The sequence below is a fragment of the Paenibacillus sp. 22594 genome, assembly GCF_052044425.1.
In the GTDB taxonomy this organism is placed as follows: Bacteria; Bacillota; Bacilli; order Paenibacillales; family Paenibacillaceae; genus Paenibacillus_AQ.
On record NZ_JBQENA010000001.1, the window covers coordinates 1,298,132 to 1,319,648 of the forward strand.

A 21,517-nucleotide genomic window follows, 5' to 3' on the forward strand; every position below is an offset into this window, starting at 1 on the left:
CCCTTTAGGTGTTATTTGATTTGTTGATTTACTCCTGTTGATGTAGTCAGCTCTTGAGGCCTTCCCGAATGGCTACTTCCCAAGCAATCTATAGATCACCTGTGCAGCTTCAGCACGGGTCATCCATGCCTTCGGCGCGAACCGGTTGTCCGCTCTGCCCTGCAAAAGCCCTTGCTCTGCAGCAGCATGGACATAAACAGCTGCCCATGAGCTGATGCTGGTAGCATCGGCAAATGCCGGGCTGCCATTTACAGCTTCCATCTTCTTACCTTGCTTCACTTCCAGTGCCCGAATGATCATGACAGCCATCTCTTCACGGCTGATTGCTGCACCCGGAGCGAACAAGTCCTTGCTGCGTCCAGTCACAATCCCTTGACGGACTGCTGCGGACACATAGGAAGCATACCAGGCATCTGGCTTCACATCCGCAAATGCAGCCTGCCCGTCAGCCTGAAGTCCCAGCGCCCGTACGAGCAGTGCGGTGAATTCCGCACGGGTGACAGAGGTTCCCGGCTTGAACTCGGAAGCCGTAACCCCCGAAATCACCTGCTTCGCGCTGAGCGATTTAATCGCCGTCACTGCCCAGTGGCCAGCCGGAACATCCGAGAAGGATTTGTTGATCTCAAGCGCTGCATATTTGCTGAAATGTGTAACCTCAGCAGTGACGACATCCCCCTGCTGCGCACTTCCGGCATACTCCAAATGGTTGCTGTCACCCAGATAGTAGATACCAAGCAGCGCCTTGTCGGGGTTTCCTTTAATCTGGAAGGCTAACGTAACCGGTTCTGCAAATGAGGTTACCGGAAGAAGCATACTGTCTTTGCGCACAATATCAAGCTTGAACTCATAGACATCCGATGCCGCTTTTACAGCCGTATGGTCCTTACTTAGACCAGCCAGCAGAGCGCTTGATGCATTGTCTTGCAGCGGCGTTGCTCTTAATAGAATCTGCGCACCCTCCGCATCCGCACCAGCCAATGTCCCTTGAATTCCACCCAGAACCCGGGCGGGCAGCGTGATTGTGAGACTATTCATATGGAGCACCAGATCATTCGACCCCAGCAAGGCTGCAGCCTGAAGCGGCAATAGCACTGCTTGCTTGCCTGAAGCGAGTTCCACATTGACTTTACCGTCCTTGCCATTCTTCAGAGTGTCTCCGCTCACAACCTGCGTATCTGCAGCAGGTACCGCTGTCGGTACAACAGCCGAAGACGAGACTGGCGTAGACACAGGTGTCGGAGTTGGCGTCGGTGTTACCTTCGGCACTGCGGTCAAAATAACCGTCCCGCCGTCATCCCTGCCCGGCAGCTCAACCGTCACTTTCTGATCCTGAGATACCGTATACGTCTTGCCGTTGTATTCATCCACCACTGCAGCCTGCGCGGCAAAAGGAACAGGAAGGCTGACGGATACCGCCTCTGTCTTCGTGTTGATCGCTGTTACAATATGTTCAGTTCCATACTGCTTGTCAAAAGCCAGATAACCCAGCTCATCCGAGCCGGCCAGCTTGGTGCGCACACCTTTGGAATAGATCTGCGAATACTTCGCACGGATGTTCAGCAGCTTCTGGTAGTGGTCGTGAAGGCCCTGTTCCGCACTCAGCTGATCCCAAGGCATATCCCCGCGGTTCTCGCTGAATTCTCCTTTGGACATGTCTCCGGCATTCGCACCGGAACGGCCCAGCTCTTCCCCGTAGTAGATAACCGGCTGTCCTTTGGCCGTAATTTGCAGCGCGGCAGCCACCTTCAGCTTGCCCTTGTCTCCGCCTACAACATTGGACAAAAAGCCGTTCTCGTCATGGCTGCTCAGGAATTGAGCCATCATTCCAGTGTTGTCCATCTGTGCTTCCCGGGTTTGCAGATACGTATCCACAGCTGAAATCTTCCCGTCTGTAAAGTCTTTTGCGGCGTTCTTGAAGCCAAAATCAAGCAGTCCGTCCATCTGGCCAGACTTCAGGTTACCGCCATCGTTGTCCAAAGTACCGCCGTAATATTCTCCGACCAGCTTGAACTCCGGATCAATCGCGGTCAGCGCATTTTTGAACGCTTTCCAGGTTGTACCGTCCACATGCTTCACTGTGTCCACACGGAAATAGTCGATGGTATCTCCGCGCTCTGTCCGGGCATTGTCCAGCCAGCCCGTCTGCCAATCGATGACAGTCTTGCGCACTGCCGGATCTTCGGTTTTGAAGTCAGGCAGCCCTGCCAATTCACCTTTAACCGGGTCGGTGTCAGCGGATACACCGTCTGTGCGGAGCATACCTTCAAAACGTGCCTTATCCTCAGCCGTAACGCCCGGATAGCTATCTTCCGCCTTTAGGCCGTAACCGGCATGGTTGAGCACAACGTCCACCATAATTTTGATGCCCTTGTCATGGGCTTTCTCGATTAGTTCCTTGAACGTTGCCATATCGCCAAGATGCTCATCCAGCTGGGTGAAATCCTTGGCCCAGTAGCCATGGTAAGCATACTGCGTACCGCCGAAATCAACACCCTTGTTGAAATCGATATTGTCTACAATCGGGGTAATCCAGAGAGTATTAATGCCAAGCTCCTGAAGATAGTCCAGATTGTCGATCATTCCGCGGAAATCTCCGCCGTGATAGGCTTCCAGATGGGTCTTGTCGACATTGGCATTATTCGAGGTATCCCCGTCCTTGAACCGGTCAGTCAGCGCGAAGTAGATCCGGGCTTCATCCCAGTCAAAATCAAGCCGGTCATCTGTATACGTTCTAGCCTTTACTTCGACTTTGGCTGCACCTTTATGCGAATTCCCGTATTGATCCATTAGCGTGATCGGGATGGTCTTGATCCCCGCTGGCACAGTGTCCTTAACCGCAACCGTCTGTTTCATGAGCGCTGTATCCAGCTTCACTGCACCCGGGCCGCCGAGGGCAGTCAGATCCATATAACCGTCCACGTAGGATACATCTTCCGCTGAAGCAGCCTTAACGGTAACCACTGCATTTTCATTGGAGTTAATTGCCTCCGGCTGGGTCAATGCAGTAATCGTGACTGCCGGGATATGATAGACTGCGGCCGATTCACCGTTCACGGTGTTTTTCGGGTCGGTCAGCTCTTCGGTCACTCCGTCCTTAGTCACGAGGAAGGTATACTTATACGTGCCTTCCTGCACATCCTTCAGCTGATAGCTGAACCATTCATTGGCCGCTTCGTACACCATTGGATACTCCGTGCCGTTCACTTTGACCTTAACCCCGCTGATTGCAGTCAGATTATCACTGCGGAACAGGGCATCATCCCGGTACCGGAAGGTAATCGTCCCATCCTTCATCACCGGACCGTTAATCACCGGTTTGATATCCAGCTCTTTTACCATACTGGTCACAATCACCTTGGTAAAAGCTTCGCCCGCCGTCAGCGGAATAACCCGGTCATCCGGATAATCCTGCTTGCCGGTGTTCCAGTCTGTTCCCTTACGCAGCACAAAGCCCACACTTGTGGCATTCGGTGCCACCTCAATCCGCACACTAGCCTTGCCGTCCTTGAAGGTGGTGAAATCGATCTGATCGTTTTTGACCCCCGTATTCCACACCCAGAGATTCCAGTCTGTATAATCCTTGTCGTCGCGGACATAGGTGATTTGGACATACCTTTTGGTATCCACCGCATCTTTGGTCACTTCAACAGTAACCTTGGTGGAGAGGCCGCCATAGGAGATTGTAATAGTGGCTGCACCTGCCTTAACGGCTTTGACCAGTCCTTTGTTTGTCACCGTGGCAATCTGCGGATTGCTGGAGATATAGGCCGCATTATCGGTGACCTTTCTGGAGCTGCCATCATCATATTTAGCCATTACAGCCGTTTGATGCGTGCTGCCGGTTTGGAGCGAATAGCTTGGGCTGTCCGTTCCTAGAGAAGCCAGAACAGCGGCGGCGGCATCCTTGCGGATCACCACGGCAGTAAGCGGGGCCAGCGTAATCGAATTCGCTGTAAGCGTAAAGCCCGTCTGGCTCCCCGCAGGGATCGCTGCTGTACCCGCTTGATCGTTGTCCACAAGCACCTGCCCTCCGGTCAGATCCTCGGAAAGCGTCAGGGTTCTTGCTGTATTGTCCCCGTTCATGAAGACATAATAGAGCCCGGTTCCATCGGTCGCTTTATTCTTGTAGCCGATCACCAGATCGGTTGCTTTGATCTCAGGCGCTGTGATCAGGCTGACATTGGAGTCTACCAGACTTTTGTCACCAAGCCGGAACGCATCGGTGGATTGTCTCAGCTGAATGAGCCCCGCCGTGTAAGCACGGGTTGTATTCTGAACAGGATAGTTGACTTCATCCGTTGCTTTGGCCCAATCAAAATGGTTGACCGCATCCGAAGAATCATAGGAGTCGTGGATGAAATAGCCAAAGGATTGCCCGTTCCCGTCCTTCAATTCCGTATATTTCTGCTCGGGCACCCCCGCTGCCTTCCACTGCTTGGTGCGTCCATACTCCTGGCCTGACTGCAGGAAGGCTGTCCCTTGGGAAGTCAGCTCCAGCAGATTACCCAGCCGGATCCGCTTCTGGATTTCCAGCTCATTCTCGGCTATTGACGGGTCCTTCTTGATCGACTGTGCAATGACATCATGCAGCGTCAGATTGTCATGGGCTTCGATATACGGCACGACATCGCCCGGATCATCCGCAGGAATGTTCGAGGGCTGTGCTTTGATATTGTTGAAGATCGTGGCGATAGAACGTGCTCCGCCCGTGATCAATCGCGGCTCCCCTTCCGAGCCATAGCCGGACTTCAGCTCATTGCGGAATTCATCGGAGAATACACCGACACTATCCGTTTTGTCCATCCAGGACTGGTCTGCACCTTTGCCGGTTAGTACCGGATCGGAGGCCGCCCCGCCGAAGGTTTTCCAGCCTTCTCCGATGAACAGCGCCTTCGGATTGATCGCTTCAGCAGCATCATAGGCTGCCTGAACGGCATCTGCTGTCGCGTCACCCATCATATCCCAGCGCATGCCGTCTATTTTATATTCGTTGAACCAGTATTTGACGGAATCCACCATCAGCTTCTCGGCCATCTTGTGGCTGGTCGCCAGATTGTTACCGAACCCCCCGATGAAGTTGCCGTTCGCATCCTGGAAGGCATAGTAATTCGGCACGATGTCGTCCAGGAAATCTTTTTTGGCCATATGGGTATACACGACATCGAGAATGACCCCCATGCCCGCCTTATGGACCGCATCAATCAGGCCTTTCAGCTCCTTGATCCGCTCTTCGGGATCGGCTGGATGCTGTGAATATGCCCCATCCGGTGAGAAATAGCTCTGCGGATCATACCCCCAGTTGTACTCATTGTTCTGGGTTGAATAGGCGGATTCCCTGTTGCCCATCTTCGTCTCGTCGCCATAATACCAGGCCATCACCGGCATCAGCTGGATATGGGTCACGCCCAGGGATTTGATATAATCGAGCTTCTTCTCAAAAGCCGCGTAAGAGCCCCAGCGTTCGCCGCCCAGCTGGCTTTCAATCGATACATCAGAGGTGAAATCCCGCACATGAACCTCGTAAATAACAGCATCCTCGCGCTTTTGGTAGCCAGCAATAGCCCCTGCCTTGAAATCCGGCGGGTTCGTCCCGCTGAGGTCAACGATTGCCGCTTTACCTACCTTATCACCGTCAGGACCTGCCGCACCCGTGGTATCGACAGTGAATGCAGCCATTGACTTGGCATAAGGATCAAGTACCTGCTTGCTTACGCCGTTATTGGTTACTTCGTATTGGTAGTAGTAGCCACGCACATCCCCCACACCACTCAGATCAGATGGCTTTAGCTCCACCGACCAGACGCCTTTATCGCCTGGAGTCAGGCTGACCTGTCCGACTTTTTCAGCAGCGTCGGTCTTGCTGTAAACATTCGCCACTACACTGCTGGCCATAGGTGCCCAGAGCTTTAAGCTTGCCGACTTGTCCGCCGGATGATAGGTTGCTCCCAGATCATCTCCGGTGTAATTGTACATTTCATCAAGCATTCTCCAGCCTGCGGAAGCGGATACACTTTTCCCGGAATAAGTCACACTAAGCGGAGATTGATCCAGTTCAAAAGCTCCTGTGTCCACCTCTACTGAAGTCGTGCTCTTGATCGTCACGGCAGTGACAGGAACCGGAGTGCCCGCTTTATCCGTGACCGTTATGGCAGATTTCATCCCGGCAGCGTCCAGTCCATCTGTTAAGGTAAAGGTCAGAAGAATCTTGCTGGTAGACAGGACCTCCGCCGAGGCAAGACTCACAGGCAGTTCGCCAAAAGGAGACACATACACGTGATCATCGCCCTTTTTGATCCACAGCTGATTGTAGCGGTCCAGCAGACCGAACGTTTTGTCGCCTCCGTCCTTGTCACCGCTGGAACGGTTCACCACCACAAAACCCATTTTTTTGGCATTTGCCTTTAGCGGAATATCGGCATAGGCCCCGTAGGCATCGGTATGCTCCGCAAGAAACGGAGTTGCATCTCCCGGCCAGGTGACCGGCAGCGAAGCCACATCATCCCACAGCCATAAGCCGTATTGATTCTGATTGCTGTCCTCTCTCGTATAATGGACCCTCACGGTATTGGCTGGAAGCAACACCGGTTCGTAAGGAGTCACAACATCCGAGTCTTGTTTGATCCACAGCTCATTGGTCTGCGGTGTGTTGATAGTAAATAGCTTGTCGCCTTTGTCTTTGGCTTGTGTGCTGCGGTTGACGACGAGGAAGGAGATTTTCTTGGCCCCCGCCTTCAGCGGCACATCGACATAAGCTCCATAAGCATCGGTCTGCCCTTCAGGAAAAGGGGTTGCCCCTGCCGGCCAGCCTGCAGAAGGTGAAGCCACATCATCCCACAGCCACAGTCCCTGATCGGTGTAATCCCCGGCCGGGCGGTTGTAGTGAATCCGCAGTTGCCCCTCCGGTACAGGAATCACCTTTCCGGGTACAGCCGGCGCTGTAAAAGAGGCACTGACCCCGTGGTCCTGTGCATTGTACCTGAACGTGACTTTCAGATCGGCAGGAAGCTTCAGGGTCTTATCCTGGTCTGGATAGAGCTTACCTGCTTCAGGGGTATCTCCGGGAACATACACCTTATAGGCATATTCTCCCGCAGGCAGATCGGCCACCCGTTCATAGATCCCGTCAAAATCAGGATCGGTCAACGTGGCTCCCGCGTCAGCCGGAGAAGAATCCCGGGCATCGCCCAGCTCCGTTTGCAGTGTTCCTGTCAGCCTCGGCAGCTTATCAACCGAAAGAGGAGTATAGTACGTGGAATCAGCGATTTTCTTGGTGAGATCATTATAATAAAAGGTTACGCTAGTCTCGGCAGTAAGTGTTAACTCAATATTGCCGTCTTTATTGACTCCGGCGGGATGGGTATAGCTGCTGTATCCGTAGCTCTCATCCCATGTGCCGTTCAAGGCGATCTTGTATTCATATACACCTGCCGGCAAGGTTCCCGTGAACTTGTACATTCCATTGTCCACATAGGTTAATTGTGTCACGCTGGCATCCGGATTCCAGTCACTTGTAGGCGCTGCCTCCGTTGATAGTTCCGATTGAAGATTGCCAACAAGCACGACTTTAGACGTTTGCGCTTTCACATTGACCGGATAAGAGAAATAAGAACATACAAAAACCATAATCATACAGATGGCAAATGCCTTCTTGCCCCATAACGCTCGTTTCATTGTGCGAATACCCCCCGTAATTGAATTTGCCTGAAAAGCAGCTGTTCTTCCATCTCACCGCTCATTCTTGGGCCGGTTCGTGCTGTTCATTGCGGCTTCAATCCCCTTAACCCTCTCTAATCCCCCCCTTTTAATCCCCGTCACCTAACTCCCCCCGGCCAAATAATTTTGTCTGCTATCCGCTGATTTACTCCGTTTATGCGCAAACGTTTGCAAAAATTGGTGTGTGGCGGATAAGCCATATAAAATTAGGGATAGAGAAAGGATAATCAAGCAAAGCTAGTGATTGTAAGCGCTTTTCATTTCTGTTCAACATACTAATCCTCTATCTGGAGCGTTGTCAACAAACATTTCCAAATGAATATGTAGACCTCATCTAGAATTCCAATTCTGCAACAGGCACTATTTGCACACAAACACTGACGGAATTTGCACAATATTGCACAACACTGTGGCTCATCGGGTTTGAAAAATCCAGATCAGAACAACCATTAGCAAGTCCGTTCATTTACATAGCTGATGACAGAAAAATACATCCAACCCTTTCTGCAGCCTCCGTGGAACAATCCCTCTCCCCCTGTTAATCACCTGATCTCACAGGTAAATTCCAGGGAAGCATGCGTCTCCGGCTGTCCTGCAGAACCACTAATCATATCCCTGAACAAGAGTTTCACTATTTACAATTCACAGCACTTCGATTAATATTACAGAGTAAAGCAAACGGTTCCATAAGGAGGTTTCTATGACAGTTACCATCAAGGACGTGGCTAAGAAAGCGGGAGTATCTCCCTCCACTGTATCCCGGGTGTTGTCAGGCCATCCCAGAATTAGCCTAGAAACTTCCCGTAAAGTCAAAGTGATTATGGAGGAAATGGGCTACACTCCGAATATGATGGCCAAAAGCCTGGTTTCGAAGACGACGAACAGCATTTGCATCATCCTACCGAAACCGGCTGAAGAGCTGTTCTCTAATTTGTTTTTTATGGAATTGATCCGCGGGATCGTCACACAGTCCAGCCGATCCGGCTATGATGTGCTGATCAGTTCCGGCGCGAACGAGAAGGAAGAGCTTGAGTCTGTCTCCCGCCTGCTCAAAGGCCGCCGTGTTGACGGCGTTATTCTGCTGTATTCACGCAAAGACGATGCGGTGATTGATTTTCTGGAATCGGGTGGCTACCCTTTTGTTCTGGTAGGGCGCAGTGACCGCTATGAGGACATCTTATCGGTGGATAACGATAACATCATGGCTGCTTACGATGCTACCAACCACTTGATATCGATGGGACATGAACGCATTGGCTTCGTCAGCGGGCCGCCCAACCTCATCGTTTCACGCGACCGGCTTGAAGGCTACCGCAAAGCGATGGAGAAGAGCGGACTGGAAATGCGGGCTGAATGGATTGTCGAAGGTGAATTTTTGCAGGACAGCGGCTACAGGGCGATGTCTTTCTTCATGAATCTCCCGAACCGTCCCACAGCACTTGTAGCAGTCGATGATATGGTCTCTTTCGGCGTCCTTCGCGGGCTGAATGAGCTGAAATACAAGGTTCCTGAGGATCTGGCGATCGTCAGCTTTAACAATATTCCGCTTTCGGAATTGTCGAGCCCGCCGATCAGCAGTATCGATATCGGTATCTATCATCTAGGCTACACCGCTTCCCAGGTGCTGATCCAGAGCATCCAGAAACCGGATAACCATGACGGATATACGAACCGGTTCGTGATTCCGCACCGCTTAATCGTCAGAGAATCATCCATGTATTCACCAGTGAAGAAGTAACCGCGCAACAAAATAAATGAAGCTATTGATGCTTCATTTATTTTTTCGACACTTGTACAAACGTTTGCGCTACATAAAGAGCAAGCTCACAAAACTTAAGTGTATGCTTTCGAAGCGGGTTTTGTACGAAGTGAATCAATGGCGTTACGCTAACAAAACTTAAGCCTATGCTTTCGAAGCAAGTTTTGTACGAAGTGAATCGATGACGTTATGCTTACAAAACTTAAGCCTATGCTTTCGAAGCGAGTTTTGTACGAAGTGAATCGATGACGTTATGCTTACAAAACTTTTAGGAGGTTCAATATGTCAGAAATCAAAGCCTGTTTATTCGATTTGGACGGCGTGCTCGTCGATACCGCCAAATATCATTACATTGCCTGGAGAGAGCTCGCCGAGCAGCTCGGCTTCGTCTTCACCGAGAAGGACAACGAACGTCTCAAGGGCGTCAGCCGGACGGCATCGCTCAACATTCTGCTGGAGATCGGCGGACTGACCCTGGATGAAGAACGCAAAGCCGAGCTCGCCGAGCAGAAGAACAAACGTTATGTCGAATACATCGCCAAGATGGACAGTTCGGAGATTCTGCCGGGCGCCCTGGATTTCCTGAAGGAATGCCGTGCGCAGAAGATCAAGACCGCTCTCGGCTCCGCCAGTAAAAACGCAATGATGATCCTGCAGAACACCGGCCTTACGCCCTATTTCGATGCCATTATTGACGGCACACATACCAGCGCGGCCAAACCCGATCCGGAAGTCTTCCTCCTCGGAGCCAGAGCCGTATACGTTGAACCCGAAGAATGCGTTGTCTTCGAGGATGCCGAAGCAGGAATCACCGCCGCTATCCGCGCCGGCATGCGCAGTGTAGGAATCGGGTCGCCGGAGACACTTTCGGCAGCGGATATCGTCGTCCCTTCGCTGGCGCATATCAGCGTTGCAGCACTCCGGGGATCATTTACAAGTGTTTGACGAACATTAACAGTTATAAGTAATGTGAGTCTCTTTTGCCCTACTTTTTTATAAAAGAACTATATGTGAGAACTGGGGTTACGTGAGAGCGGAGCGGACGAAAGGATTGTGAAGAAGCGTCAGCGCTCGCCTTTGTCCCCGGATGCTTACCTTAAAGCTTCAATCGGAGCATCCGGGGACAACAGCGATCGTAGCAAGCAACCTTTCGCTTGTGGAGCGGCCTGCACGTAACTTGCAACATTGAACAGATAGTTCCATTTATATCATCCCCCATTTAAAAGGAGCCGGTACCCATGAAACAATATTTGAAAATCGACGAATGGTCCATTATCGAAGAATCCTTTGATCCGCAGACCCAGGAAATTTCCGAAAGCGTCTTTAGCCTCGGGAACGGGTACATGGGCGGACGCGCTAATTTTGAAGAGCAATACAGCGGGCATAGCCTGCAAGGCAGCTACATGGCTGGCGTCTACTATCCTGACAAAACGCGGGTGGGCTGGTGGAAAAACGGCTATCCCGAATATTTTGCCAAAGTGCTGAACAGTACGAACTGGATCGGGATTGATATAGACATCGATGGCACACCTCTGGATTTGGCGACTTGCACCGTTAGCGATTTCCACCGGGAGCTTAATATGAAGGAAGGCACCTTGTCCCGCAGCTTCACAGCCACCACAGAGGGCGGCAAGGAGGTACGGGTCGAGACCATCCGTATTGTCAGCATGGCCCGCCGCGAGATTGGTGCCATCCGCTATGCCATCACCCCGCTTAATTTTGCCGGAGAGCTGACCATTACCCCCTACCTCGACGGTGACATTAAGAACAAAGATGCCAACTATGACGAGAAATTCTGGAATGAAGTCGAGAAAAAAGGCGCACCGGACGGCGGGCATCTGACGCTTAAAACAAAGAAACTTGATTTTCACGTGACCTCGGCTTATTTGTTCGACATTCTCGTGAATGGTGACAAGCTTACCCGTACAGCTGAAGCTATCGAACAGGAAAAATATGTAGCCAGCAAAGTATCCTTTCCGGTAAAATCCGGCGATCAGGTGGTTATTTATAAGTATGCTGCAAATGTCACCTCCCGTAATCATGGGCTGGGCCAGTTGGTTGAGGCCGCAGAAACCGCGCTGCACAGTGCCCGGGAAGCCGGTTTTTCAGCGCTTTTGACCGAACAGGCGGAAGTTTGGAAAGATAAATGGAAGGAAAGCGACATTATCATCGAAGGCGATGTGTCGGCACAGCAGGCGATCCGGTTCAATATTTTCCAGCTGAATCAGACCTATACCGGTGAAGATGACCGGCTGAACATTGGACCCAAGGGCTTCACCGGGGAAAAATACGGCGGCAGCACCTATTGGGATACGGAAGCTTATTGTGTGCCATTCTACTTAAGTACTGCGGATTCCTCGATTGCCCGCAACCTGCTGATCTACCGGTACAAACATCTGGAGAAGGCCAAGGAAAACGCCCGCAAGCTCGGCTTCAAAAAAGGTGCCCTCTATCCAATGGTGACGATGAACGGCGAGGAGTGCCACAACGAGTGGGAGATTACGTTCGAAGAGATTCACCGCAACGGCGCGATTGCCTATGCGATCTATAACTATGTGAACTATACCGGAGACCAAGCCTATCTTGGCCAATATGGCCTCGAGGTGCTGGTGGAAATTTCCCGCTTCTGGGAGGAACGCGTGCACTATGTGCCGCACAAGGACAAATATGTAATGCTTGGCGTCACCGGTCCGAATGAATATGAGAACAATGTCAACAACAACTGGTATACGAACCGGATGGCTTCCTGGACGATGGAATATACACTGGAAGCGCTGGCTTATCTGCAGGAGAATGAGTCCACCCGCTATGCCGAGCTGGTCGACAAGCTGGAGCTTGAAGAGGCTGAAACGGTGAAGTGGAATGAGATTATTGCCAAAATGTACTATGCAGCCGATGAGGAACGCGGGATCTTCCTGCAACAGGACGGATTCCTCGACAAGGAGATCATTCAGGTCAAGGATGTACTACCGGAGAATCTGCCGCTGAATCAAAAATGGTCCTGGGACCGCATCCTGCGTTCTTGCTTCATCAAACAGGCTGATGTACTGCAGGGACTCTACTTCCTGGGTGACCGCTATGATCTGGAGACCAAAAAGCGTAATTTCGATTTCTATGAGCCGATCACTGTTCATGAATCCTCCCTCTCCCCTTGCATCCATTCGATTCTCGCCTGCGAGCTGGGGTACAAGGAGAAGGCTTATGAAATGTATCTGCGCACATCGAGACTGGATCTCGACAATTACAACAACGATACGGAAGACGGCTGCCATACCACCAGCATGGCGGGAACCTGGATGTCGATCGTGCACGGCTTCGGCGGACTGCGTGTCCAGTCGGGCCGGCTGATTCTTAATCCATCGAATCCCGGCCACTGGACGGCATATTCGTTCAAGATCATGTTCCGCGGCTCCCGTCTGAAGGTGAACGTTACCGATGCGAAGGTTACCGTGGTCAACGAAACCGATATTCCGGCGTCCATCACGATTCATGGCAAGGATTATACTGTGAACGGGCTGAGCAGCGTTACGTCTGAAGGCTCTTCTGTTACTGTGTAATTGCTGCTACAGCCCCGGAGGTTCTACGCTCCTTCGGGGCTTTTTATATAAGTTGAACAGAAAATTGAATCAGCAAGATTGGTGGAGGGGAAATTTGGAAGTGTAGGAGCGTCAGCGTCCGCCTTTATGTTTGGATTTCTACCGCAATCTGCGGTCCAATCAGGAAATCCAAACATAACAGCGGCCAGAACTCCAAATCTTCTCTGGAGCCAAGACTGTTGCTGTTTCCATTTTCAAAGCTTATCTTATATCTCCAATACCACTCAAAGGAGCGAATCCGCATGAACAGAACCTTTTGGAAAGAAGCCGTAGTCTATCAGATCTACCCTCGCAGCTTCCAGGACAGCAACGGAGACGGGATCGGGGATCTGCGGGGGATTATCTCGCGCATCGATTATCTGCAGGAGCTGGGGGTCGATGTCGTCTGGCTCTCGCCGGTCTATAAGTCTCCAAATGATGACAACGGTTATGATATCAGTGATTACGAAGATATTATGGATGAATTCGGCACCTTGCAGGACTGGGAGGAGCTACTGAAAGGGCTGCATACACGTGGCATCAAGCTGATGATGGACCTTGTCATCAATCACTCCTCGGACGAGCACGCATGGTTCCTGGAGTCCCGCTCTTCCAAGGATAGTCCATACCGGGACTATTATATCTGGCGTCCCGCCGGTCCTGATGGCGAAACGCCGAACAATTGGAGTTCCATCTTCAGCGGTCCGGCCTGGGAGCTGGATGAGAAGACAGGCGAATACTACCTGCATCTGTTCTCCCGCAAGCAGCCGGATCTTAACTGGGAGAACCCAAAGCTGCGGGACGCGCTGTACAAGATGATGGGATTTTGGCTGGACAAAGGAGTGGACGGACTGCGGATGGACGTCATCAACATGATCTCCAAGGTCGAAGGCCTGCCTTCTGCCGATCAGGAAGGCCTTGCTCCCGGCGAGCTAGCCGGTGGCGGGGAATATTATATGAACGGGCCGCGTGTACACGAATATCTCCAGGAAATGAACCGCAAGGTTCTCTCTAAATATGATGTGATGACAGTGGGTGAAACCCCTGGAGCTACGGTAGAGGACGCCATCCTCTACACCGCTGAAGACCGGCATGAGCTGCAGATGGTATTTCAATTCGAGCATATGGACGTGGATTCCGGCCCTGGCGGCAAGTGGAATGTGGCACCCTGGACCCTGACCAAGCTGCGCGACATTCTGCATAAATGGCAGGTGGGTCTGGCGGAACGCGGCTGGAACAGCCTGTACCTGAACAACCACGACCAGCCCCGGATGGTTTCCAGGTTCGGTGATGACGGGGAGTACCGCGTCATTTCGGCCAAAATGCTTGCTACCCTGCTGCACACGTTGAAGGGGACACCTTACATTTATCAGGGTGAGGAAATCGGCATGACGAACGTGAAGTTCTCCCGGCTTGAAGATTACAAGGATATTGAAATTCATAACATGTACCGGGAAAAGGTGACCGAGGGCGGCGGTGATCATGATTCGATCCTCAAGGCCATCCATGCCAAAGGCCGTGACAATGCACGTACACCTATGCAATGGGACTCTTCAGACAACGCCGGATTCACGGGAGGAACTCCTTGGCTGAAGCTCAATCCGCGTTATGAGGAGATCAATGTGGAACAGGCGCTGGCCGATCCGGATTCGATATTTTACTATTATCAGAAGCTGATCCGGCTGCGCAAAGAGCATCCTATTATGGTATACGGCGATTACGAGCTGCTGCTGGCGGAGCATGAGAACATTTATGCCTATACCCGGATGCTTGAGGGCGAGCGGTGGCTGATACTGCTGAATTTCTGTGAAACGCCGCAAACCGTAGAGCTCCTGGATGAGCTTAACGCTGTAACTGAAACTATCATCAGCAATTATCCGGAGGAGCAGGCAGCCATGGACCGGGGAACCCTGCGTCCTTATGAGGCCAGAGTCTGCAGGTTGGGGAGCTGACTCCTTCCTCTCTCTTGAGCTATACTATTATCAGACCTGTCTTCAATGAGCAGAGAATGACAGGACCGGCGTACGATTGGCATGATAGTATGGTTACAAAGGGAGATGGCAGATTTGGAATGGCTGATCCGCATGAAAAATGCACTGGATTATATGGAGAGCAAGATGACTGAACCGATGTGCATCGAAGACGTTGCCAAGGAAGCCCATGCCTCTCCTTTTCACTTCCAGCGTATGTTCAGCATGCTGACCGGGGTAACGGTGGCAGACTATATCCGCAAACGGAGATTAACCCTGGCGGCTCAGGAGCTGGCTATTTCAAAAATCAGGGTGCTGGACGTGGCGCTAAAATACGGCTACGACTCCCCCGAGGCGTTCGCCAAAGCGTTCCGCAAGGCACATGGGCTAACCCCATCGGCCGCGCGTGAGCCCGGGGTGCAGCTCAAAGCATTCCCCCGCCTCTCCTTCCATCTATCTTTGAAGGGAGATCAGGAAATGGAATACAAAATCGTGGAGAAAGCAGCTTTTACCGTTATCGGAAAATCTATGGAGGTTACCACACGGGATGGAGAAAATTTTCGCAGAATCCCTGAATTCTGGAATGAGTGCAATGCAGACGGCACTTCGGATAAGCTGATTCAGCTTGGCACTGACCCCAACTGGCTCGGAATCTGTATGAGTATGGACATGGAAAAAGAACTGCTGTCCTACTGGATTGCAGTTGAGGGTACCCCGGAGACGAATACCGGAGGTTATGAGACTGCTGTGGTTCCGGCTGCAAGCTGGGCTGTATTCACTTCAGTCGGCCCTATGCCCCATGCGATTCAACAGGTGTGGCAGCGGATTTACCAGGAGTGGTTCCCGGGAACGGGCTATGAGCATACAGGCGGACCCGAGTTTGAGCTATATCCACCAGGAGATCCGAGTGCCGAGGATTACGTCTGTGAAGTGTGGATTCCGGTGATGAAGAAGTAACCGTTATGCGTTTATTTTCAAGACCAGCCGCAGGTGCGGCTGGTCTTTTTGCAGATATAGGAGCGAAACTATTATTTTCATTTTGAGAATTGGTGCTGGCTTGGTATAATTACAGATTATATGGCTTTTATACTATGAAAGATTGTCATCCGAGAATCGGTGAAGGAGAAATTCATGTCTATCGTAAAAATCTTTTCAGACAGCACATCTGATTTGCCTCAAAGCTGGAAGGAAAAATATGATATCCGTATTGTGCCGCTGTACGTTGTGTTCGACGATGCCACTTACAAGGATGGGGTAGATATCACGCCTGAGGAAGTGTACGAACAGGTAGCTGCACGCGGTGCCCTTCCCAAGACAGCAGCACCCTCACCTGCCGATTTCATGACTGCCTTCGAGCCGGTGATCCGGGATGGAGGAGATATCGTCTATATCAGTCTTTCCTCTGCCTTATCCTCTACATATCAGAATGCCCTGCTGGCTGCCGGAGAGTTCCCGGAAGGCCGGGTGCAGGTAGTCGATTCCGAAACGTTGTGCGGAGGCATAGCCCTCCTGGTCATGAAAGCTGCCCGTGCGGCTGCAAAAGGCCAAAGTGCCCTGGAGATTGCCGCTATGCTGAAGGAGTGCCGCAGCCGGGTGGAGACAGAATTTGTTGTGGATACGCTGGACTATCTGTATATGGGCGGGCGTTGCTCCGGTATGCAGAATTTTATTGGAAGTTTGCTTAAGATCCGGCCTGTGCTGCGTTTGATTGACGGTGCCATCGTCCCGGTCAGCAAGATTCGCGGCAAGAAGGAAAAGGTCGTCGAGCAGATGCTACAGCACGCGTTGGCCCATGCAGGTGAGATCGACAGGGAGCTCCTGATAGTCGCCCACACCTTGGCAGAAGAGGATGCCAGATACTTGGAACAAGCACTCCGGGAACAGACAGGGGTGGACGAAATCGCCACCATCCATGCAGGCTGCGTGATCGGCAGCCACTGCGGCCCTGGAACAGTAGGCCTCATGTATATGCATTAATAAGACTATTGAAGGCTGGCAAGCGATCATGCTCCAGCTGACACCGCAATCAAATAGCAAGTGCTCACTTTAACGAATCCAATGTCTGCATTTATGCAGCCATGGGTTCGTTTTCTTTGTGGCTGCCCTATTTTTCCACATGAATATTAAAGCGTTTGAACTTCCGGCCGCTGTTGTTGTAAGAATTCCTTGATCTATTTAGTGTCCTCCGGGGTTATCGGGTTCGGGTTCGGGTTCGGGTTCGGGGTTCGGGGTTCGGGGTTCGGGGTTCGGGGTTCGGGGTTCTAACTAAGTGGATTTTCTCCACCTATTTTTTTGTCTTTTGTTCTTTTTATGAATGTAAGTGGAATGTTTCCACTTACATTCTGAGGAAACAACCAAAATGGCCCCTATCCACCTTTCCCGATTTATTTAGATTTACTTTTTCCACCTAACTTAAGGTTTACCTGATATTTTGATAAATTAGGTTTACTTTTTCCACTTAGCAACAGCGAACTCGCATTGATCTGGTAGGTTCCACATAAATGCACTGAGCCGATTGGTTCACATACATAACCGTAATGAGCCACTTAGTTCACACATTAACGCTATAAGTCATTAGGATCATACATTAACACAATGAGCCTATAGGTTCCACATAAACGCACAGAGCCGGTTAGTTCACACATAAACGCATTGAGCCACTAGATTCACTCGTAAACGCACAGAGCCGGTTGGTTCACACATAAACGCATTGAGCTACTAAGTTCACACATAACCGGGCTGCTGCACAAAAAAACAGCAAGCCCCGGTCATAGCGTTCACCAGAGACATGCTGTTTCCTACTGTAAAAGCCTCCAGCTGTTCGACCCGGAGTTAATCAGAAGGTGATATCCGCCTCCTGGTGTTCGGCACGCAGAGGCTAATTCAGAATGTCATATCCGCCTCTATCTCTTCTTTGACGAAAGGAAGCATGAAGCGGAAGGTCGATCCCCGGTCTTCTTCACTCTCCACAAAGATGGTTCCGCCCATCAGCTCCACCAGCTGCTTGCAGATGGCCAGTCCAAGACCCGTGCCTCCGTATTTGCGGTTAATGAACGGATGCAGCTGGGAGAAGGACTGGAACAGCAGATTCAGCTTACTGTCCGCAATCCCGACCCCTGTATCCCTTACAGAGAATTCAAGCAGGTACTCCGGGGAAGCCGGCAGCTGGATATTCTTCACAGACAGGGTTACGCTCCCCCGTTCAGTGAATTTCAGTGCATTGCCTACCAGGTTCACAATGATCTGCCGCAAACGGCTGGGATCCGTGGTCACAATGGCTGGCACACTAGTGTCTGCCCACCACCGCAGCGCGAGTTTTTTCTCTTCCGCTTTGGGGGTAAATAGATCAATGATGCTCTCAATCATTTCACGCAGATCGAATCTTTCCGATAGCAGCGGCATTTTACCGGCTTCCATCTTACTGAAATCGAGGATATCATTCAGAATTTTGAGCAGGCTATAGCTGCTGCTGCGCAGAATCTCGGCATAGGTGCGCTGCTCTTCCGCAAGCTGTGTTTCCAGCAGCAGATCGGCCATCCCGATCATCCCGTTCATCGGCGTGCGGATCTCATGACTCATCATCGCGAGAAAATCGGACTTGGCCTGTGCTGCCTGCTCCGCCGTTTCTTTGGCCTGGAGAACCTCACGTTCATTGGTAATATCACTGAAGGAACCCACCACGCCGCATATTATTCCTTTGTGCAAAAGCGGTGCAATCCGGTAGCTGACAAAAAAGCTGGTCCCGTCTTTTCTCCAGAAAATCTCATCCGTCTTGCTGCGGGTAATGCCATCCTGCAGGGTCTGCAAGATCGGACATTCACTCTGCTGGTACCTGGACCCGTCTCCACGGATGTGATGAATCTGATCAGCAAGACCACGGCCGATAAGCTCAGAAGGCGCATAGCCCAGCATATCCGCCCCTTCACGGTTGATGAAGAACGTCCTGCCCTGTGTATCCAGTCCGAAGATTCCTGCTGCAACAGAGTTGAGGATCAGGGCGAGATGCTTGTCCTCAGACATTTCCAGCACCAGTTCCGCCTTCTGCTGTTCCTGCGCTGTAGCGTTTTCAATCCGCTCCTCTTCAAATTCTGGTATCCGGTCATCTGTCCAAACCACGGGAGGAGGATCTTCCCCAGTCAGGAGCCGGCCGAACCATTCCTGAAGCGGCTGAGGCAATCTGCAGCTCTGGTCATAGCGGATAATGGCGAATATGCCTGCGATTCCTTCTTCTGCTTTTATCGGCACATAGGTAATAGTAGTCAGGCTGCTTCCTGTTCCCTCTTCAACCTCCAACTCAAACCCGGAGCCGATACCGCCGAGTGCTGCGGCAAAATGTTCTTCTCCAGGAAGCTTCAGTTCCAAATGAAAGGATTGCTTATGGAGCTCTGCACCTGTTCCAGTGGCATCTTCCAATGGACGATTACTGTCCACATACTGCCCCTGCCTGTCCAGCACAATAATCAGATCAGGATGATGATCGTATAACACTTTATAAGCACTTTCCTCCGAAAGCACCCGGTTCAGAATGGATGACCATTCTTTAGGCATAACCCACCTCCTCCGAGCTTCAATCTTGCGTTCGTCTGTTCAGAAGCTGCGGATAAACTATATATGTAATCTCAATCTCGACTGCCCTCAGGCAGCAGCTACAATCAGCCATTAGTGGATATGATCAAAATTGCTGAAATATATACTATTATAGCAAAAAACCGCAGCAGACTGCCATCAAAACATTGACGCCATGCGGTTTTCAAGCAAAAAAAAGTCCCTCCGGCAGATGAGCAAGGATATATGGAAATCCTTACTATCCGCAGAGGAACCTTTGAACTGTGAATGCCAATAATTGAGGTGAATCTAGCGTGATTCCAAAAACATTCAGGCAATATCCTTCTGTTCAATATTCCGTATGGACAGGTAGGCGATACCTGCGCCAACAAGGGCCAGTGCCAGAGAAACCCCTACCTGGTTGCCCATCCGGAAATTACCGAAGCCGGAGGAAATCAGGCTGACAACCAGCACCGCAGTAACGATGGTGGCCGGTACGGATTTTTTGCGCATCCCGATGAATAGTGGGATTAAACCAATGCCTGCTGCATACACCGCGTCGGTACTGATTCTGATCAGCTCTGACGGAATACTGTTGAGATCAAGCGAACCCGGAATCACATGAGTGAAGGAGTTAATCCCCACCAGGATAGCGTTAAGCAGAATATCTGAGACAAAAATACAGACGACTGTAAACAGGAACACGATGATGATTTTGGCAGTCATGAGCTTCTTGCGGGAAATGGGGTACATGAACAATAGAGTAATGGTGTTGTTTTTATACTCCTCGATCACCAGCTTGCTCATCACAACCGAAGCAAAGATGATAAAGGCTGACTTGGTGAAGAGATACACGCCATCGAACATATCCGCATACGTCTTGAATTCACCGCCGCTTTCACTCGTGTCAATGTAGGTGACCAGAATCATGAAGGCAAGAATAGCCAGGCTGGTAATGACGACTCCCTTGAGCATGCCGAGGAGCTTGTTTTTACGAATTTCCAGTTGAATCAGCTTAAGCAATGCCTTCACCCCCCATCAGTTCCACAAAATGATCTTCCAGCGAATGATTCTTTCTACTCAGACTTTCCAGCTCCACATCCGCTTCTGCCAGCGCTTTGTTCAGTTCCCTCTGCTGCACGGCATCATAAATGCGGATGGTCCGGGGATCCATCACTTTGAAGTTGGTGAGGCCCAGCTTGTGCTCCAGAACATACACCGCTTTGCTGCTCTCTCCGGTAATCAGTTCAATGTACTGCGTATCCCGGCTGCGGATCGTATCCATCGCCACTTCCTCCAGCAGGATTCCCTCACGGATGACACCGATGGTATCGGCTACCTGTTCAATCTCCCCCAGAATGTGGCTTGAGATCAGCAGCGTCATTCCGTATTCCCGGCTTAGCATGCGGAACACCTCGCGCAGCTCCTTGATGCCCATAGGGTCTAGTCCGTTGATCGGCTCATCCAGAATGAGCAGCTCCGGCTTCGTCATCACCGCCCGGGCAATGCCCAGCCGCTGCTTCATCCCGAGAGAGAACTGCTTGACCGGCTTTTTGTCCACACCCTTCAGCTTCACCAGCTCCAGTGCCTCTTCCATGGCCTTCGCATCGTAGTAGCCCATATACTCTCCATGCAGTTGAAGATTTTCTCTGGCGGTAAGCTTATCGTAAAACACCGGATATTCTATAATACAGCCCATACGTTTCAGCATTTCATACGAGCGGTCGGTCATACTTTCACCGAAAAATTCAATGTTCCCCGCCGTCGGCTTTACCAGATTGGTGATCATTTTCATCACAGTGGTTTTGCCCGCGCCGTTGGGTCCCAGGAACCCGTAGATTTCGCCTTGCTTGATGCTCATATTCACGCCGTTCACAGCCTCTTTGCCTTGATACTCCTTCGTTAAATCCCAGGTCCGCAATATGGTAGTCATTTCCGTTATCCCCTTTAGCTCT

10 protein-coding genes are annotated in these 21,517 nt (G+C 51.2%); 6 read left to right on the top strand and 4 right to left on the bottom strand.

From position 1 onward, the window contains the following. Positions 1-72: 72 nt before the first annotated feature. Entirely contained in the window at positions 73-7,671 is a 7,599-nt protein-coding gene (locus ACTJKB_RS05935; RefSeq protein WP_440832429.1) for a pullulanase, read from the bottom strand. A gap of 742 nt (positions 7,672-8,413) precedes the next feature. Between ACTJKB_RS05935 and ACTJKB_RS05940 the strand changes: the two genes are divergently transcribed. The 6 genes from ACTJKB_RS05940 to ACTJKB_RS05965 all read left to right on the top strand — a co-directional run bounded on the left by ACTJKB_RS05940 (position 8,414) and on the right by ACTJKB_RS05965 (position 16,994). Next, on the top strand, positions 8,414-9,451 hold the full coding sequence (locus tag ACTJKB_RS05940) for a LacI family DNA-binding transcriptional regulator (RefSeq protein WP_440832430.1): 1,038 nt from the start codon (positions 8,414-8,416) through the stop codon (positions 9,449-9,451). A gap of 303 nt (positions 9,452-9,754) precedes the next feature. Continuing rightward, on the top strand, positions 9,755-10,417 hold the full coding sequence (gene pgmB, locus ACTJKB_RS05945; protein WP_440832431.1) for a beta-phosphoglucomutase: 663 nt from the start codon (positions 9,755-9,757) through the stop codon (positions 10,415-10,417). A 293-nt stretch (positions 10,418-10,710) separates the two neighbouring features. After that, the gene (locus ACTJKB_RS05950) at positions 10,711-13,029 is read left to right on the top strand and encodes a glycoside hydrolase family 65 protein (RefSeq protein ID WP_440832433.1); all 2,319 of its coding nucleotides are present in this window, start codon (positions 10,711-10,713) and stop codon (positions 13,027-13,029) included. Positions 13,030-13,310: 281 nt separating this feature from the next. Continuing rightward, positions 13,311-14,999 carry a glycoside hydrolase family 13 protein gene (locus ACTJKB_RS05955; protein WP_440832435.1) on the top strand — a complete coding sequence of 563 codons (1,689 nt, stop codon included), beginning with the start codon at positions 13,311-13,313 and terminating at the stop codon, positions 14,997-14,999. A gap of 114 nt (positions 15,000-15,113) precedes the next feature. Then, complete coding sequence (locus tag ACTJKB_RS05960; protein ID WP_440832750.1) at positions 15,114-15,974, top strand: AraC family transcriptional regulator; 861 nt, start codon at positions 15,114-15,116, stop codon at positions 15,972-15,974. Positions 15,975-16,148: 174 nt separating this feature from the next. After that, the gene (locus tag ACTJKB_RS05965; protein ID WP_440832437.1) at positions 16,149-16,994 is read left to right on the top strand and encodes a DegV family protein; all 846 of its coding nucleotides are present in this window, start codon (positions 16,149-16,151) and stop codon (positions 16,992-16,994) included. A 906-nt stretch (positions 16,995-17,900) separates the two neighbouring features. On the opposite strand, the gene ACTJKB_RS05970 is transcribed toward ACTJKB_RS05965, so the two are convergent. The 3 genes from ACTJKB_RS05970 to ACTJKB_RS05980 all read right to left on the bottom strand — a co-directional run bounded on the left by ACTJKB_RS05970 (position 17,901) and on the right by ACTJKB_RS05980 (position 21,495). After that, positions 17,901-19,565, bottom strand: a complete 1,665-nt coding sequence (locus ACTJKB_RS05970) for an ATP-binding protein (protein ID WP_440832439.1) — start codon at positions 19,563-19,565, stop codon at positions 17,901-17,903. Positions 19,566-19,892: 327 nt separating this feature from the next. Continuing rightward, complete coding sequence (locus tag ACTJKB_RS05975) at positions 19,893-20,594, bottom strand: ABC transporter permease (protein WP_440832441.1); 702 nt, start codon at positions 20,592-20,594, stop codon at positions 19,893-19,895. Then, positions 20,578-21,495 carry an ABC transporter ATP-binding protein gene (locus ACTJKB_RS05980; protein WP_440832443.1) on the bottom strand — a complete coding sequence of 306 codons (918 nt, stop codon included), beginning with the start codon at positions 21,493-21,495 and terminating at the stop codon, positions 20,578-20,580. Before ACTJKB_RS05980 ends, ACTJKB_RS05975 begins: the two co-directional genes overlap by 17 nt. Positions 21,496-21,517 lie beyond the last annotated feature (22 nt).

What these genes read in the sequence shown, in the direction of transcription:
- ACTJKB_RS05935 (WP_440832429.1), bottom strand. Translation starts at nt 7,671, where the DNA reads ATGAAACGAGCGTTATGGGGCAAGAAGGCATTTGCCATCTGTATGATT.
- ACTJKB_RS05940 (WP_440832430.1), top strand. Translation starts at nt 8,414, where the DNA reads ATGACAGTTACCATCAAGGACGTGGCTAAGAAAGCGGGAGTATCTCCC.
- pgmB (WP_440832431.1), top strand. Translation starts at nt 9,755, where the DNA reads ATGTCAGAAATCAAAGCCTGTTTATTCGATTTGGACGGCGTGCTCGTC.
- ACTJKB_RS05950 (WP_440832433.1), top strand. Translation starts at nt 10,711, where the DNA reads ATGAAACAATATTTGAAAATCGACGAATGGTCCATTATCGAAGAATCC.
- ACTJKB_RS05955 (WP_440832435.1), top strand. Translation starts at nt 13,311, where the DNA reads ATGAACAGAACCTTTTGGAAAGAAGCCGTAGTCTATCAGATCTACCCT.
- ACTJKB_RS05965 (WP_440832437.1), top strand. Translation starts at nt 16,149, where the DNA reads ATGTCTATCGTAAAAATCTTTTCAGACAGCACATCTGATTTGCCTCAA.
- ACTJKB_RS05970 (WP_440832439.1), bottom strand. Translation starts at nt 19,565, where the DNA reads ATGCCTAAAGAATGGTCATCCATTCTGAACCGGGTGCTTTCGGAGGAA.
- ACTJKB_RS05980 (WP_440832443.1), bottom strand. Translation starts at nt 21,495, where the DNA reads ATGACTACCATATTGCGGACCTGGGATTTAACGAAGGAGTATCAAGGC.